We start from the raw sequence: 16053 nt of genomic DNA on the forward strand, positions 1-16053 counted from the left end.
AGATGGAACAGGACGGCTGTCTTACCCTGAAAGGAGACCCGACATGCGGGTTGGGAGGAACGACTACACTTTGTTTTCGAGGGGGGATTTCAGCGCCTTCTGGGCCCTGTTCACCGACAACCTCGTGAACCTCATGGTTCTGGCAGGCATCTGCCAGTTCGTATTCCAGATGCCGGCGGACATTGTCTACGGCAAGATCGTGCCGGGTGCCGCCATCGCGATCCTGGCCGGTGTCGCCGCCTATGTCCTGCTGGCCAAACGCGCAGCTGCACAGCATGGCCGGGACGTGACCGCGCTGCCTTACGGCATTTCGACACCGGTGATGTTCGTCTATCTCTTCGGCGTCATCGGGCCGATCTACTGGGCGACCAATGATCCGGTTCTTGCCTGGCAGGTCGGCATCGGCGCGGGCTTCATGGGCGGCATCGTCGCAGCCTTTGGTGCGCTTGTCGGCCCCTGGCTGAAAAAGGTGACCCCGCGTGCGGGCATGCTCGGCACCTTGTGCGGCATCGCCCTGGTGTTCATCGGCACCGTACCGCTGGCAACGGTGTTCGAGAACCCGTTCATCGGCTTCGCCTCGATGATCATCATCCTGTGGGGTCTCGTCGGCCGGTTCCGCCTGCCGTTCAACATTCCGGCCGGCCTGTTGGCCCTGATGGTCGGCACCGGGGTCGCGCTGGCCACCGGTCAATCGACGATCAGCTTCGAGGGCGTCGGCTTCTATCCGCCTGTTCCCTACCTTGGCGACCTGATGGCCGGGATCCAGCATCTCTTCAACCATCCGGAGCTGTTCCTGGTGCTGGTGCCGGTGCAGATCTACAATTTCATCGAAACGATGAACAACGTGGAGAGCGCGGAAGCCGCAGGCGACCACTATCCGGTGGCAACCTGCCAGATCACCGACGGTGTCGGCACCATGATCGGCGCGCTGTTCGGTTCGCCCTTCCCGACGACCGCCTATATCGGCCATCCGGCCTACAAGCGCATGGGTGCTCATGCAGGATACGTGATCGGCGTCGGCGCGGTCATTCCGCTGGCGGCCTTTTTCGGATTGCTTGCCTTCCTGAACAACCTGATCCCGGTGGCCGCTGCCGCCCCCGTTCTGGTGTTCGTCGCGCTCAGCCTGATCACCAACACCGCCCATGCCGTGCGCACCGACCATATGGCCGCCGTCACCATCGCGATGATGCCGCACGTCTCCAGCTTCCTCATCATCAAGTGGGGCTCGCTGATCGGCGCGCTCGGCGCGACCGGGGCCACAGGCATGCTGGCCCTTGGCGATCCGAAACTGACCGCAGCGCTGCTTCAGCAGGGCGCCCATTACGAAGGTCACCTCGCCCTCAGCCAGGGTGCCATCCTGACGGGTCTGATCTGGGGCGCCATCGTTGCCAGTGTCATTGACGGCAAGTTCCGCAATGCCGGCGGCTTCGCCTTTGCCGCCTTTGCCATGGCCTCGGTCGGGATCATCCATTCCGCAACGCTGCACTGGCCGGAATTTACCACCGTCAGCCTCGGCTACCTGATCGCCGCTGCCTTCCTGTTCATCTACCCGATCTTCCATCGTGAAGACGCGGCAGAGCCGGAAGCCGAACCGATTGCCACTGCCCAGGTCAGCCCGGGCGAATGAACCAGACCTAAAACCACTTCGGGGCGGATCTTCCGCCCCGAACTCCGACAAACGGGACCTTTCTCGATGCCTTCCGACCGTCTCTTGCTTCGTGGCCGCCTGCTGACTTTTTCAGCCGAGCCACAATCCCCGGACGACACCTCCGCCTTCGATTACATCGAGGATGGTGCGCTTCTGATCGAAAACGGCTTCATCCTGCGACGTGGCAGCTATTGCGAAGTGGTTGCCGGGGCGGGTGATGCGGAAATCATCGATCACCGGCCGAAACTGCTGATGGCAGGCTTCATCGACAGCCATATTCATTTTCCGCAGGTGCAGATCGTCGCCTCCTGGGGGGCACAGCTTCTCGACTGGCTGAACACCTACACGTTCCCCGAAGAAACCCGCTTTGCGGATGAAGGCCATGCTGCCGCCATGGCCTGCCGCTTTTTCGACCTGCTGACCGACCATGGCACCACGACGGCCGTTGCCTATTGTTCGGTTCACAAGGCCTCTGCGGAGGCCTATTTCGAGGAAGCCGAGCAGCGCAACATGCGGATGATCGGCGGCAAGGTGCTGATGGACCGCAACGCCCCGGACGGTCTGCGCGACACGCCGCAATCCGGCTATGACGACACGAAGGACCTGATCGCCAAATGGCATGGACGAGGGCGTGCAAGCTACGCCATTACGCCGCGCTTCGCGATCACCTCAACTCCGGAACAGATGGAGATGGCCGGCGCGCTGGTTGCCGAGCATTCGGACTGCTACGTCCAGACCCATCTGTCGGAAAACAAAAACGAGATCGCCTACACGCTGGAGCTTTACCCGGAAGCCCGCGACTATCTCGATGTCTACCAGCGCTACGGCCTCCTGTCGGACAAGATGCTGCTCGGCCACTCGATCCACCTGGAACAGCGCGAGATTGATGCGCTGGCCGAAACCGGCGCCCGGCCGGTGTTCTGCCCGACGTCGAACCTCTTCCTCGGCAGCGGTCTTTTCGATGATGCAGGCTTGCGCTCGAAGGGCATCGTCAACGCGATTGCCACCGACATCGGCGCCGGCACCAGCTATTCCATGCTGCAGACACTGAACGAGGGTTACAAGATCCTGCAGCTGCAGGACCAGAAACTGCATCCCTTCCGCGCCTTCCACTGGATCACCCGCGGCAATGCCGTCGCGCTCGGCCTGGAAGACAGGATCGGCACCCTGGACGAAGGTACGGAAGCGGACATCGTGGTGCTGGACAGCCGTGCGACCGAGGCGATGGCCCTGCGCATGGAGCGGGCGTCGACCCTTGCGGAAGAGCTTTTCGTTCTGCAGATGCTGGGCGACGACCGGGCCATCGACGAGGTCTATGTCGCCGGCAAACCGCAGAAGGGCAAGGCACCGGCGGTACCGCAGCCCGCGCCAGCAAGGACACGCAAAACGCCTGCTGCCCGAGAAAAGGACCTTGTCCTGTCCTGACCTGCGAACCTGGACGCAAACTTCGAAGTCACCCCGGGCGAGCATCGCGAGTCCCGGGATGACCTCCAGAAGAAGAGAAAAGAGAACGGCAAGGGCTTCTTCACCGGCTCAGCAAAAAATCGGCTTTTGATGCCGTTCCGCGCACACGGACTTGCCAATTCATGGCCAAATAAGTGTATCAATGCACACCGTGTTGCTGGGAGGGATTCGTGGCGAAAGATATTGTTTTATATGACTACTGGCGGTCCTCGGCGAGCTATCGCGTGCGCATTGCGCTCAATCTGCTGAAGCTCGATGTTGACTACCGGCCGGTGAACCTTCTGACCCGCGCCCATCTGGAAGATGACTATCTCGCTCTCAACCCTCAGGGCCTGTTGCCTGCGCTGATCGTTGACCGCAAGACGCTGACCCAGTCGTTGGCCATCATCGAATATCTGCATGCGACCACACCCGGTTCGACCTTGATGCCGGACGATGTCGACGGCCAGTACCGGGTGCGTCAGCTCTCCTATGCTATTGCCATGGAAATCCACCCGGTCTGCAATCTCGGCATTGTTGGTCATGTGGCGGAGCTGACCGGCGGTGGCGATGATGCCAAGAAAGCCTGGATGCAGCGCTTTATCGGCAAGGGCCTTGCCGCCTTCGAGAACCTTCTGGATGACAACGGTCCGTTCTGCCACGGCAAAACGCCGAGCATGGCCGACTGCTGCCTGATGCCTCAGCTCTACAACGCCAATCGCTGGGGTGTGGATGTTTCCGGATTTCCGAAAATTCTGCGTGCTGCTGCTGCCGCCGAAGCCCTCGACGCGTTCAAGGACGCCCATCCGGATGCCATCGGCGCGCCGCCCGCCTGATAAAAGGCTAATTGTTGCGGCGTTCCGCCTGGTTGCGAGCCTGTCTGTTTTCTCCCGGTGTGCTGCCGCTCCTGCCCGGTGAATCGCTGCTCTGGCCGGGTGCGTTTGCACTGTTTCCGCGAGAGCCGCCGGAGAATCTTTCTCCCGCATTGCCGACAGCATTGCCGTTGCCCGGATTGTTGGGAACGCCGGCGCTCGCAGGCGCACCGCCAGATTGTGTCGCCGGTTCTGGCGAACTGGAAACGGAATTGCTCGGCTCTGAGCTATTCGAACCTGGGCTGTTCGGCTCGGGGCTGTTCGGCTCCGGGCTCCTCCGCTCGGGGCTGTTCAGGTTCTCGGTTGGTTGTCGCGGACTGAAGAGGGCGCGGAAAATGTTCCTGGGTTGCTGCTCGGGAACCCGATCGGGTGCCAGCCTCGCATTTTTCACGGTGCATCCAGATCCGCGCTGCCTGAACTGTCTGTTCAGGTTCGACTCATTTACGAGTAGCGGAAAGAGTGACTTCGACCGATTTCTGAGTGCATCCGAATTCAGCCGATCCTGTTTCACCCCGCGCCGACCGATAAGGACATAGTCGCACCGGTTTCTGACCAACTGGCAGCGCCCACTCCTGTCGCATGCGTTGATCGCACCGCGCAACAGGGCGACATTGGTTCCCTGAGGCGTGATTGTCACATCGAAAGCCGTGCCCCGCACGCCGATCGTGCCATTCGGCGTCCGGATGCTGTAGGCGGAAGACTTGCTGCGCCCGCTGATGAAGCGGAAGGCGCCGCGCGTTGCACTAACAGTAAGCTTGCTAACAGTCTGACCCGTGATCACGAAGTCATCGATCTTCACATCCGCATTGGGACCGACAACAATCTTGGTGCCGTCGATCAGCCGGATCTGTGCGTTTCCGCTGGAATTGGCACGCAACCGGTCGTCCCTGAAAATGGATGTGTTTGATGCCAAGATGCGGGGATCACCTCCCCCCGTCGCTTTGACGGTCTTTCTTGCATCAACAGTTATGCCAACCTTGTCGGCCAAGGACACCGACGAATAAAAGATGGATAACGATAAAACTATTAAAACCGGGGCAAACCTCATAGCTCCCACTCCGGCCCGACCGATGAGATCTTACCACATCCTTAACCAATAGACGAATCGTTTCCGATTTCTCGGCTCAAACATTGTCCTTTTTGTCAAGGTCTATTTTTCTCAGAAACGCGTATTCTAACGTAGAGTGGACACCAGACATGGGAACGGTGTCGCGGCTCCCGAACAGCTCTGTCGGTCAGGGGCATGCCGGTGGGAAAGACGCTTTTCAACTTGCTACGCAACAGGCACGTTTTCGTCCTGGGTCTGACGCTGATCCTCCTTTTCGGCGCCCGTGAATTACGCCTGTCCGATCCCCCGTTCATAGCGTCCCTGCGCTGGATCACCTTCGACACCTATCAGCGTTTCAAACCGAGGGAGGCTTTGGGGCAACCGATCCGGATCATCGACATCGACGAGAAGTCGATAGCGCAGCTAGGCCAATGGCCGTGGCCGCGTACGCAGATTGCCAAACTTCTGGAGCGTATCCAGAACCTGGGAGCCGCCTGCGCCGCCTTTGACATGGTGTTTTCCGAGCCCGACCGGACGGGACCGGCGGGGTTCTTGCGGGAGCTGGAAGAACGCGGTTGGCCCGGACGCGACGAGATCAAGCCACTGCTCTCGGGAATACCCGACAATGATGCCGTTTTCGTTCAGTCAATGGTCGGGCTGCCAACGATCCTCGGGTTTTTCAACGAACCGAGATCGGCAATGGGACTGCCCGATGCCAAGGCTGCCTACGTCGTCCTCGGGGAAGATCCGACACCGCTCCTCGACCCGATCAGAGGCAGCGTGATGAGCCTGCCGCCCTATCAGGCTGTCGCGGAGGGAAGTGGTACGATTTCCCTTGGGCAGGCGGATTCCGACGGGGTGGTGCGCCAGGTTCCAATGTTCATCGCCGGCACGAACGGTGAAATATATCCGGCCCTGGCACTTGAGACGCTTCGTGTCGCACTTGGCGACAAAACCTTTGTTCTCAAAACTTCGGAAGCGAGCGGCGAGTTCAGTGCAGGAACACTCGCCATGACAGAATTCAAGGTTGGAGAGTTCCAGGTTCCGGTCACGGCAAATGGCCATCTGCTGATCTATTATTCGCGCAATGACCCGTCTCTCTATCTTTCTGCGCGGGATCTTCTGAACCTGTCCGACGAGGAGCTGGTCCCCCTGATCGAGGGCCACATCATCCTATTCGGATCGTCGGCCGCCGGATTGCGAGACATCAGGCTCACGGCTCTCGGCGAGAGCGTTCCGGGTGTTTTCATGCATCATCAGATCATTGATCAGATCCTGTCGAATACGTTTCTCAACCGTCCCGACTGGGCGACAGGAGCCGAAATCGCGGCGTTGTTCATCGTGACGCTCATCATCGGTGCCATATTGCCGTCAACAGGCGCGATCCCATCAGCTGCCGTTGGCGCCGTCCTGAGCGCGGCAGTTAGCGGCGGAAGCTGGTTTGCCTTTTCCAGCTATGGCCTCCTTCTGGATCCGGTCTTCCCCATGCTGGTTTCCGGGCTTATTTTTCTCCTGACCACAATCTTGATGTTTGCCTTCGCGGAGCGGGAAAAGCGGTTTGTCCGAAGGGCGTTCCAGCGCTATCTCGCACCGGACTTGCTCAGAAAGCTGGAGGAACAGCCTCACACGCTGCGTCTCGGAGGCGAAATCCGCGACATGACGATGATGTTCATGGACGTGAGGGGGTTTACGCCGATTTCCGAGAAACTGCCTCCCGAAGAGGTGGTCGCATTCCTGAACCGTCTGCTGTCTCCACTATCGGAATGCATCCAGAGACGGGAAGGCGCAATCGACAAATATATTGGCGATTCAATCATGGCGTTCTGGAACGCGCCGCTTGACGTTGCCGATCATCCGGTCAAGGCTGCCCATGCTGCGCTGGACATGATAAAAATCGTCAAGGAACTCAACGACCGGGATGCCTTTGGCTTCAAGTCCGGACCCCATAAATTGGGCGACATCCGCATTGGCATCGGCCTGAACAGCGGACCTGGTTGCGTTGGCAACATGGGCTCGAGTTCGCGGTTCAACTACTCGGTCATCGGTGACGCCGTCAACGTTGCTTCCAGAGTCGAGACAGCCTGCAAGCAGGTCGGCTGGCCTATTTTGCTGACGCAGACAACTGCCACCGCGTGCAAGGACATGGCACTTCTGGAAGCAGGGTCGATTACACTCAAGGGCAAGGCTCAGCCGGCAACTCTCTACGCGCTTGTCGGCGACGAGACACTTGCCCGAACGAAAGAGTGGCAGGCATTGGAAAGGCTGCACAAGGAACTTATCGAAGAACGCACGCGCGTCGCCAGTCGCGCAGAAATCGAACGCCTTGTGAACGCCTGCCTCGCGGTGGCTCCGGTCGACTTGAGCGCCTTCTACGACAGTTTCATGCCGTCGCCCATCATCGAGGAACTTGCCGGGGAGTAATGCCTGCAGTGCATTCTCGCAGGATGCATGCGAGGTAAAGCGCCGCCAGCCCCACGCTCGGTTCCTACGGCTTCAGGCGACAGCCACCAGATGCCGGTCGCCGACATCATGGTAACGCACCCGCTCGACCGATTGCCCAAGCGGCAGTACCGGTGATGGGATTTCGCCCGTCGGCACATCGAAAACGGTGCGCCGGCGCTTGGGATCAGGGATCGGCACGGCCTTCAACAGTCGCTTGGTATAGTCGTGCTGCGGGTTTTCGAACACCTGACGGCGTGTTCCCATCTCCACGATCTGGCCGAGATACATCACCGCGATCCGATGCGAGACCTGCTCGACGACCGCCATGTCGTGGGAAATGAACAGGTACGAGAGGCCGAGATCCTCCTGCAGTTCCTGCAGAAGATCCAGAACACGGGCCTGCACCGAAACATCGAGCGCCGAGACGCTTTCATCCGCGACAATGACCTTGGGCGAAAGCGCCAGTGCGCGGGCAATACAGATGCGCTGGCGCTGTCCACCGGAGAATTCGTGGGGATGCCGGGTGATCACATCGGCCGGAAGGCCGACCCGGTCGAACAGCGATGCCACCTTGTCCTTCAGGTCCTTGCCCCGCGCCAGACCGTGGATCACCAGCGGTTCGCCGACGATTTCGCCGACGGTCATGCGTGGGTCGAGGGAGGCATAGGGATCCTGAAAGATCATCTGCATGTCGCGCCTGCGGCGCTGCTGTTCCTGTGCGCTGCCGATGCCGACATGCTGGCCGGCGACCCGGATGCTCCCTTCCCAGGGCACCAGGTTCATGAGCGCCTTGCCGATGGTGGACTTGCCGCAGCCGCTTTCTCCGACGAGGCCCAGGGTTTCGCCGGGTGCCAGCGTGAAAGAAACGCCTTCGACCGCATGAACACGGGATGTCACCCGATTGAGCAGGCCGCCATGCAGGTCGAAGCGGACGACAAGGTCTTCCACCTCGAGGACCGGTGCTTCGGGCTGGTCCTTTTTCCGGGCCGCACTGTCAACACCGGTCATGGCGCCAAGCTTGGGTACGGCCTCCAGAAGGTGCCGTGTGTAACTGTCCGCCGGACGTTCGAACACGTCTGACGCCGTGCCGCTTTCCACGATGTTGCCGTGGTTCATGACGATCACCCGGTCGGCCATTTCGGCAACGACGCCCATGTCGTGGGTGATCATGATCACCGCCGTGCCGAAATCGCGCTGCAAATCGCGGATCAGCTGCAGGATCTGTGCCTGGATCGTCACGTCGAGCGCCGTCGTCGGCTCATCGGCAATCAGCACCTTCGGATTGCAGGCCAGCGCCATGGCGATCATCACCCGCTGGCGCATGCCGCCGGAAAGCTCGTGCGGATATTGTTTCAGCCGCCGTGCCGGCTCCGACAGACGCACCGATTCCAGCATTGCCAGTGCGCGCTTGTTGGCTTCACTACCCGAGACATCCTGATGCGCCAGGATCGCCTCACGCAACTGGCGACCAACCGTCAGCACGGGATTGAGCGAGGTCATCGGCTCCTGGAATATCATGGCAATGTCACCGCCGCGAATGCGGCGCATGGCGTCCTCGGGAAGCTTGATCAGGTCCTTGCCCTGAAACAGCACCTCACCACCGGAGACCCGGGCCATCGGCTCCGGCAGAAGTCCCATGATGGAAAGAGCCGTGATCGACTTTCCGGATCCGGATTCGCCCGCGATACAAAGGGTTTCACCGCGCTTCAGGTCAAACGACAGGCCCTTGACCACGGTCTTGCGGCCGGAAGGCGTCGCGACGTCCGTGCGCAGATCTCTTACGGAAAGAACGACGTCTTCGGCAACGGCTACATGGTCTGACTGGCTGGACATCCGGACGCCCTGGTCTTTCTTGAACTCTGGAAAACGGGCGACGGCGGTGACCGCCGCCCGGCTGCGTTACTGAAGCACGACTTTCGGGAAGTAGAACGAGACCACCCAGTTGGGCATGTCCACGATTTCCGAAATCCGGAGATCGCCGCAGACCGAACACAGCATGTAGGCATCGACCGCGCTGTAGCCGTGACGGGCACACAGGAGGTCGATCATGTTGGAAACGGCTGCCTGGGCGCCTTCGAAGAGATCGCTGCCGATACCGGTAGTGACCTCGTAGCCCATCTCGTCGAGATGGCGGGTCACCGGGCCCGGGGTTTCGAACCGTGGCATCTTGAGATTGGCACCCTTGATCAGGTCCAGCTCGACCACCGTGTTCATCGGGCTTTCGATAGCGGTTCCGCAGACCTCGCCATCGCCCTGCGCCGCGTGGGTGTCGCCGATGGAGAACAGGGCTCCGGCAACTTCCACCGGCAGGTAGAGCGTTGTTCCGGCGGCAAGGTCGCGGATATCAAGATTGCCACCGACCCGCCGGGGCGGAACGATGGAATGAAGACCTGCTTCCGCCGGAGCGACGCCGATGGTACCGGCAAACGGCTTCAACGGCACCTTGCCAAACGGGGCAAACGCCGAGGTTCCCAGCTTGTCCTTGTCATAGGACCAGATATGCAGGGCCGGATCCTTGAACTGGTCCGCCAGCAAACCGAAACCCGGAATGTTGGCGGTCCAGCCGAAGCCGGAGGGTTTGAACTCGTGGATCTTGACCACCAGCGCATCGCCCGGCTCGGCCCCATCCACATAGATGGGGCCATTGACCGGATTGATCTTGCCGAAATCCAGCGTCGAAACATCCGCGACAGTGCTTTCGGGCGTGAGCTGCCCGGCCGAACTGTCGAGACATTCGAATTCCAGCACCGTGCCCGGTGCTACCGTTTCGGCCGGGGCATTGGAGTTGTCCCAACCGAAGTGGTGCTGTGCCGCGTGGATCGTGTAAGCGGCCTTGCAGTTACTGCACATCTTTCGCCCAAACGTAGTCGTAGTTGACAGGAATGTGGACCGGATCGACGAAGATGGCATCGGGGCCACCCAGCCGCTCGGACCGCATCGTGAAACGCTGCTCGTGGAACACCGGCGCCCAGGCCGCGTCGTCCATCACCGAGATGAAGATCTTGCGCCAGGCTTCCTCACGCTCGGCCTTCTTCGCCGGGTCGGTGATACTGTCGGCAGCAGTGGCCTGCTTGTCCAGCTCCTCGTTGCAGTACCAGGACCAGTTCCACCCGCCCTTGACCGCGCCGGCACAGCCCAGGATCGGGCCATAGAAGTTGGACGGATCCGGGAAGTCGGCGATCCAGGCCATGCCGCCGGACCAGATCATCGGCGCCTGGTCGGGCTCGCCGCCGGCCGCGATCACGTTGGCCTGGGCCAGTGCCTTGATTTCAGCCTTGATGCCGATTTCGGCAAGGTCGGCCTGGATGGACTGGGCAATGCGCGGGTTCGGGTCGGTGTTGTAGACATAGAGTTCGGTTTCGAACCCGTCAGCCAGACCCGCCTCGGCCAGAAGCGCCTTTGCGGCTTCCGGGTCATAGGCATATCCGGTGTACTCGTTGTCATAACCCGGCATGGTGGGCGGCAGCGGCTGGTTTGCCGGGACTGCGCGGCCATTGATGATGCGCACGACGCGATCCTTGTTGATCGCCATGTTGACGGCCTTGCGCACCTCCAGCTTGTCGAAGGGCGGCATCTTCACGTTCATGGTGACATAGCCGGTGTGCAGCTGGCCACCTTCGATGATCAGATCCTTGTATTGCGGGTCCTTGGTCACTTCCAGGAACTTCGCCGGGGGAATGCCATCGCCCGGAATATCGGCTTCGCCGCGTTGCAGGCGCAGGAGCGCAACCACCGGCTCCTGGCCGACTTCAAAGGTGATTTCGTCAAGCTTGGGAACGCCAGCGCGCCAGTAGTCCTCGTTGCGCTTGAACACCAAGCGCTGGCCGAGCGTCCATTCTTCCAGCGAGAACGCACCGGTGCCGACCGGATGCTTGCCGAAGTCGGCGCCAAATTCTTCCACGGCCTCTTTCGGCACGATGGACGAGAAGTTGATGGCCATCACGTGCAAGAAGGTCGCATCCGGACGGGACAACTCGATCTTGACCGTATAGGGATCGACGACGGTGACACCTTCCAGGCTGGTGGCATCGCCGGCAGCCACGGCATCAAAGCCCTTGATGGAGCCGAAGAAACCGGCACCCGGGCTCTGGGTAGCCGGATTGGTGACACGGTCGAGAGAATATTTGACGTCTTCCGCGGTCATCTCGCGACCGTTATGGAACTTCACGCCTTCGCGCAGCTTGAAGGTGAAGACCGTGCCGTCATCGGAAATCGTGTAGTCCTCGGCCAGATCCGTCATCAGGTTGGTGGTGCCGGGTTCATAGTCCATCAGGCCGTCGAACAGGCTCTTGATCATCGACCAGTTCTGCCAGTCGTAGCCAATTGCCGGATCAAGCGTCGAGACGTCGTCCTTGTAGGTGACGATCATCGATCCGCCCTGCTTGATGTCGTCCGCCAGAGCGGATGCCGATGTCAGGGCGGTGGCGGCGAGAAGGGCGGCAGCCCCTGCCAATACTGTCTTCTTCATAGTCCAACCTCCGGTTCTTACGGTGATGTGCCGGGCCGCTCTGAAGGCGGTTTTCCGGCGGTTGCCGCGCGTCAGCGCAGCTTGATCCTCGGATCAATCAGGGGAGCGATCAGGTCGGCAAGGAAATTGCCCAGCACGATCGCGAATGCGGACACGAGCGTGACGCCCATGATGATGGGAATGTCGACCCGCTGGATGGCCTGCCAGGCGAGCTGGCCGATGCCCGGCCAGCCGAACACGCTTTCAACCACCACGATGCCGCTCATGAAAAGACCGATATCGATCCCGATCATGGCGATGATCGGCAGCAAGGCGTTGGGAAGGGCGTGACCGAACAGGACCTGCCAGCGTTTCAGGCCTTTGGCGCGCGCCGTGCGGATGAAGTCCTGGCGCAGCACGTCGATCATGGACGAGCGCATCATGCGCGAGTACCAGCCTGCGCCCAGGAACCCGAGGGTCAACGACGGCAGCACCATGTGCATGAAGGTGCCGTAACCGCCGATGGGGAACCAGCCGAGCTGCACCGAAAAGACGTAGAGCAGCAGGATGCCGATCACGAACTGGGGCGAGGAAACCCCGACGAAGGAAAGGACCATGAGGCTCGTATCTGTCGCCGTGTTCCGGCGCAGGGCTGCGACGAGCCCCATGGTAAGTCCGATCGCCAGTTCGCAGACGATGGCGCCGACCATGAGAAGGAGCGTTGCCGGCAGACGCGACCAGATGAGCGCGCCCACTTCCGTCTTCTGCAGGTAGGAGCGGCCGAGATCGCCCTGCAGCAGTCCGGTGAGATAGCGGAAGTACTGCTGGTAGAACGGCAGGTTAAGACCAAGCTGCTCGCGAATGTTCTCGACCGTCTGCGCGGTGGCGCTGCGGCCTGCGATCTGGCGGGCCGGATCGGCCGGGATCAGATAGAGCAGGACGAAGGTCAGGAAGGTGATGCCGATGAGGATCAGCGCGGACTGAAACACCCGGCGCAGAATATATCCACCCATGATCAGTGCCTCCCCTTCTGTGTCGGATCGAGCACCTCACGCAGGGCGTCGCCCAGAAGATTGAAGCCCAGCGCCAGCGCGATGATGGCGATCCCCGGGAAGAACACCAGCCAGGGCGCCGAGGTGAAATAGGTCTGGTTTTCGTAGATGATGTTGCCCCAGGAAGGGGTCGGCGGCTGTACGCCGATGCCAAGATAGCTGAGTGTTGCCTCCAGCAGCACTGTCGTCGAGATGCCCAGCGTGCCGAAGACGACGATGGTTGACAGAAGATGCGGCAGGATGTGGCGGAATAGTATCCGGAAAAGGCCTGCGCCCATGGCCCGTTCGGCCAGGATGAATTCGCGCTCCGACAGCGACCTGGTTTCGGTATAGACGACACGCGCCATCTGCACCCAGTTGACCATGGCGATCACCATGGCAACGATCCAGAGTGATGGTCTGAACAGGGCTGCCAGCGTGATGGCAAGCAGCAGCGCCGGGAAGGCCATCATCAGATCGGTGAAGCGCATCAGCACCGTTTCCACCCAGCCACGGAAAAAACCGGCGAGGATGCCGACAAAGGCACCGACCGCAACGGCGATCCCGTTGGCGACAACCCCGATGATGAGCGAGGTCTGCGCGCCGTAGATCAGACGTGACAGGAGATCGCGCCCGAGCAGATCCGTGCCCAGCCAGAAGGTTTCGCCCGGAGGCAAAGGCGCGCCCTCCAGGGTCAGCCCTTCGAAGAACTGTTCCGCCGGGTCGAAAGGCGCGACAAAGGGAGCAAAGACTGCGGCCCCGACGATTACACCGACCAGGGCCAGGGCAAAGACGGCTAGTTTCCTTTCCAGGAGGCGACGCCAGACGCCTTTCGGTATCTCGGGTGCGGCGGTTTTCACGGTGTCTGGCATCGCTTCAGGCTTCACGTCGGCCGGCATTCTGCCCTCCTGAACGCGCCAGCAGATCAAGCGCAACGTCTTCCATGGTTTGCCGGCTCGCCATCGCCATATCCTGAAGAAGTTTGTAAGCGGTATCGGCGTCGCTGCCCTGGTGCTGCATCAGGAGCAGGATGGCTTCGGCCACCTGAGGCCGACAGGCAAGGCGGGCTTCCAGTTTCGCGATCCTTTCCTCCGATGCGCGGCGCATGGCAAAGGTTCGCGTGGCAACGACGAGCGCGCCGTAGACACCGCTGGAGGCGATGGGCTTGCTCAGATGGGCAATGGCACCGCGCCGGATGGCCCATTCGACCCGCCCGGGAGCCTCGCTGCCCATCAGCGCGATCATCGGCATTGGGTGTTCTTCAACCGGCCAGGGGAACTGGGCATCATGACCGGCATCGGCGTCGAAGATCACCAGATCGGCTTGCCTTGCTTCCTCGGGAAGTTCCGGCCAGGCGGTCGACACCGCAATGCCGAGACGGTCGAGCTGGCGGCAGACGGCATCCCTGTCGGAATGCGGCTTGTGCAGCACAGTCGCGGACCAACCGCGGAAACTCGGGGTGCGGAACAGGCTGCTCATGACGACACCAGCCTCAGTCTCGGCGTATTACCGTTGTCCGGTACCGGTGTATCACCAGATGTACCGGCGTTGCTTTCCAGCGGGTCATAGTGGACCAGATAGGGATCCGGCGCCAATGGGCCGGACGTCTTTTCGATGATGCGGAACCGGGAGCGGATGCGCTCGGGCCCGGTGGTTTCCACCACCGCGATCAACGGCTGCAGGTAAGCGTGCTGCGTTTGCGGATCGATCCGGATGTCTCGCAACGGCGTCCGGTGCGGCCGGCGACACAATTCCGCAAGGACATGATCCGGCGCATCCGAACCACACGCCTCGATAGCGCGGGCGAGCAGCCAGACGGCCTCATAGGGTCCGACGAACATCGATGAAATCGACGCATCCGGGCCGCGCAAGCCTTCCAGCCGGCTCAGGAAATCCTCGTTTTCCGGGGTGTCCAGCGTTTCGAAATAGGTCGAGGTGGACACAAGACCCTCGGCGGCAGCCCCCAGGATCGGCAGCTCGGCTTCCGTCAGATTGCAACTGAGGATCGGGCAGCGGTTCGGCGCAAAGGCGGGATCTTCCTTCGCAAGCCTCTTCATGGCGCGCAGGAAGGCGTAGCTGCTTTCGCCTATCAGGTTGTTGAAGATGAAGTCCGGCCGTTTTTCGCGGATTTCAACGATCAGATGGTCGATGTTCTCGTCGCCGATGGCGACATAACGCTCGCCCAGAACTTCGCCGTCACACCCGGCCAGAAGTTCGCGGGCAATGCGGTTGGTTTCCCAACCCCAGATGTAGTTGGATCCGAGAAGGAAAGCCCGGCGGCCGGATTCCGGAACGATGTGGCGGAAAAGCGGAACCACGCCCTGGTTCGGGCAAGCGCCTGTGTAGACCACACGATCATGGCTTTCGAAGCCCTCATAGGGCGTGGTGTACCAGAGCAGCCCGCGGCCACGCTCCATCACCGGCAAGACTTCCTTGCGGGAGGAGGAGGTCTGGGTGCCGATGATGTGCCGGCAGCCGGCCTCCCGCATCATCCTGTCCGCTTCCACGGCGTAGTTTTCGGCAGAGCCCTTCGGGTCACCATCCACGCGCAGGAAACGGAAATCGAACAGACCGGAAGCGTTGATTTCATCGATGGCGATCCGGGCACCCCAATAGCCTTCCTGCCCGATCGCGGCATAGGAACCGGATTTCGAAAACAGAACGCCAACAGGTATTTCACCAAAGGCCATGTATTACCCTGCCCTTCAGCCGAACGATGCAAACCGCGGGGGCTGAACATAAAAAAACCCCGACCCGCAGGTGGTCACCTGCGACAGATCGGGGCGCAATTGCCATGCGGCTGAACGATTGCCGCTATTTCGATATCAGGATCGCCGAAGAAAAAAATCTTGTCAATCGCCGCAAAGCTCAAAGATCAGCCACGCATAAAATTTCGCCACAAATGACGACGGCGACAAACGGCTTCCTATGAACCAATTTCAGGAGTTTCGCCAACCGGGAGCCAGAGCATCAAAAAGCACTCTTTTTCTTGAAAAGAATGACAAATTTTCTCTAAAGCCAAGCAACAATCAACCCCATGAGGAAGGGGATGCAATACAAAATTTCGCCTCAGGAGATAACCTGACGAAAATAGCGGAACCGATTAAAATTTGTTCCCCAGC

12 protein-coding genes are annotated in these 16053 nt (G+C 60.6%); 4 read left to right on the forward strand and 8 right to left on the reverse strand.

All coding sequences use genetic code 11. The features are described 5' to 3' along the window. Positions 1-43: 43 nt before the first annotated feature. The 3 genes from ACP90_RS27155 to maiA all read left to right on the forward strand — a co-directional run bounded on the left by ACP90_RS27155 (position 44) and on the right by maiA (position 3927). Positions 44-1627: a hypothetical protein gene (locus ACP90_RS27155; protein WP_062491166.1), complete on the forward strand. Its 1584-nt coding sequence runs from the start codon at positions 44-46 to the stop codon at positions 1625-1627. A 66-nt stretch (positions 1628-1693) separates the two neighbouring features. Further along, positions 1694-3073: a guanine deaminase gene (gene guaD, locus ACP90_RS27160; RefSeq protein WP_062491168.1), complete on the forward strand. Its 1380-nt coding sequence runs from the start codon at positions 1694-1696 to the stop codon at positions 3071-3073. A 209-nt stretch (positions 3074-3282) separates the two neighbouring features. After that, positions 3283-3927, forward strand: coding sequence for a maleylacetoacetate isomerase (gene maiA, locus ACP90_RS27165; RefSeq protein WP_062491169.1), 645 nt, complete (start codon positions 3283-3285; stop codon positions 3925-3927). Positions 3928-3934: 7 nt separating this feature from the next. Here maiA and ACP90_RS27170 read toward each other — a convergent pair whose 3' ends face one another. Next, positions 3935-5011: a FecR domain-containing protein gene (locus tag ACP90_RS27170; RefSeq protein ID WP_082809878.1), complete on the reverse strand. Its 1077-nt coding sequence runs from the start codon at positions 5009-5011 to the stop codon at positions 3935-3937. Between the two features lie 201 nt (positions 5012-5212). Here ACP90_RS27170 and ACP90_RS27175 point away from each other — a divergent pair, with 201 nt between their 5' ends. Beyond that, a complete protein-coding gene (locus tag ACP90_RS27175; RefSeq protein WP_158514227.1) occupies positions 5213-7432 on the forward strand; it encodes an adenylate/guanylate cyclase domain-containing protein in 2220 nt (739 codons plus the stop codon). A 72-nt stretch (positions 7433-7504) separates the two neighbouring features. Here ACP90_RS27175 and ACP90_RS27180 read toward each other — a convergent pair whose 3' ends face one another. The 7 genes from ACP90_RS27180 to ACP90_RS27210 form a co-directional block, all read right to left on the reverse strand. After that, the gene (locus ACP90_RS27180; protein WP_062491175.1) at positions 7505-9286 is read right to left on the reverse strand and encodes an ABC transporter ATP-binding protein; all 1782 of its coding nucleotides are present in this window, start codon (positions 9284-9286) and stop codon (positions 7505-7507) included. A gap of 66 nt (positions 9287-9352) precedes the next feature. Beyond that, positions 9353-10303 carry an acetamidase/formamidase family protein gene (locus tag ACP90_RS27185; RefSeq protein WP_022999313.1) on the reverse strand — a complete coding sequence of 317 codons (951 nt, stop codon included), beginning with the start codon at positions 10301-10303 and terminating at the stop codon, positions 9353-9355. Continuing rightward, positions 10293-11921 carry an ABC transporter substrate-binding protein gene (locus tag ACP90_RS27190; protein WP_022999314.1) on the reverse strand — a complete coding sequence of 543 codons (1629 nt, stop codon included), beginning with the start codon at positions 11919-11921 and terminating at the stop codon, positions 10293-10295. The genes ACP90_RS27185 and ACP90_RS27190 overlap by 11 nt, the downstream gene beginning before the upstream one ends. 71 nt (positions 11922-11992) lie before the next feature. After that, entirely contained in the window at positions 11993-12913 is a 921-nt protein-coding gene (locus ACP90_RS27195; RefSeq protein ID WP_062491177.1) for an ABC transporter permease, read from the reverse strand. 2 nt (positions 12914-12915) lie between these two features. After that, positions 12916-13803 carry an ABC transporter permease gene (locus ACP90_RS27200; protein WP_088665254.1) on the reverse strand — a complete coding sequence of 296 codons (888 nt, stop codon included), beginning with the start codon at positions 13801-13803 and terminating at the stop codon, positions 12916-12918. A gap of 4 nt (positions 13804-13807) precedes the next feature. Next, complete coding sequence (locus tag ACP90_RS27205; RefSeq protein WP_022999317.1) at positions 13808-14410, reverse strand: ANTAR domain-containing protein; 603 nt, start codon at positions 14408-14410, stop codon at positions 13808-13810. Further along, positions 14407-15621 carry a transporter substrate-binding domain-containing protein gene (locus ACP90_RS27210; RefSeq protein WP_062491182.1) on the reverse strand — a complete coding sequence of 405 codons (1215 nt, stop codon included), beginning with the start codon at positions 15619-15621 and terminating at the stop codon, positions 14407-14409. Before ACP90_RS27210 ends, ACP90_RS27205 begins: the two co-directional genes overlap by 4 nt. Positions 15622-16053 lie beyond the last annotated feature (432 nt).

Origin of the sequence: Labrenzia sp. CP4 (genome assembly GCF_001579905.1) — a bacterium.
Lineage (GTDB): Bacteria > Pseudomonadota > Alphaproteobacteria > Rhizobiales > Stappiaceae > Roseibium > Roseibium algicola.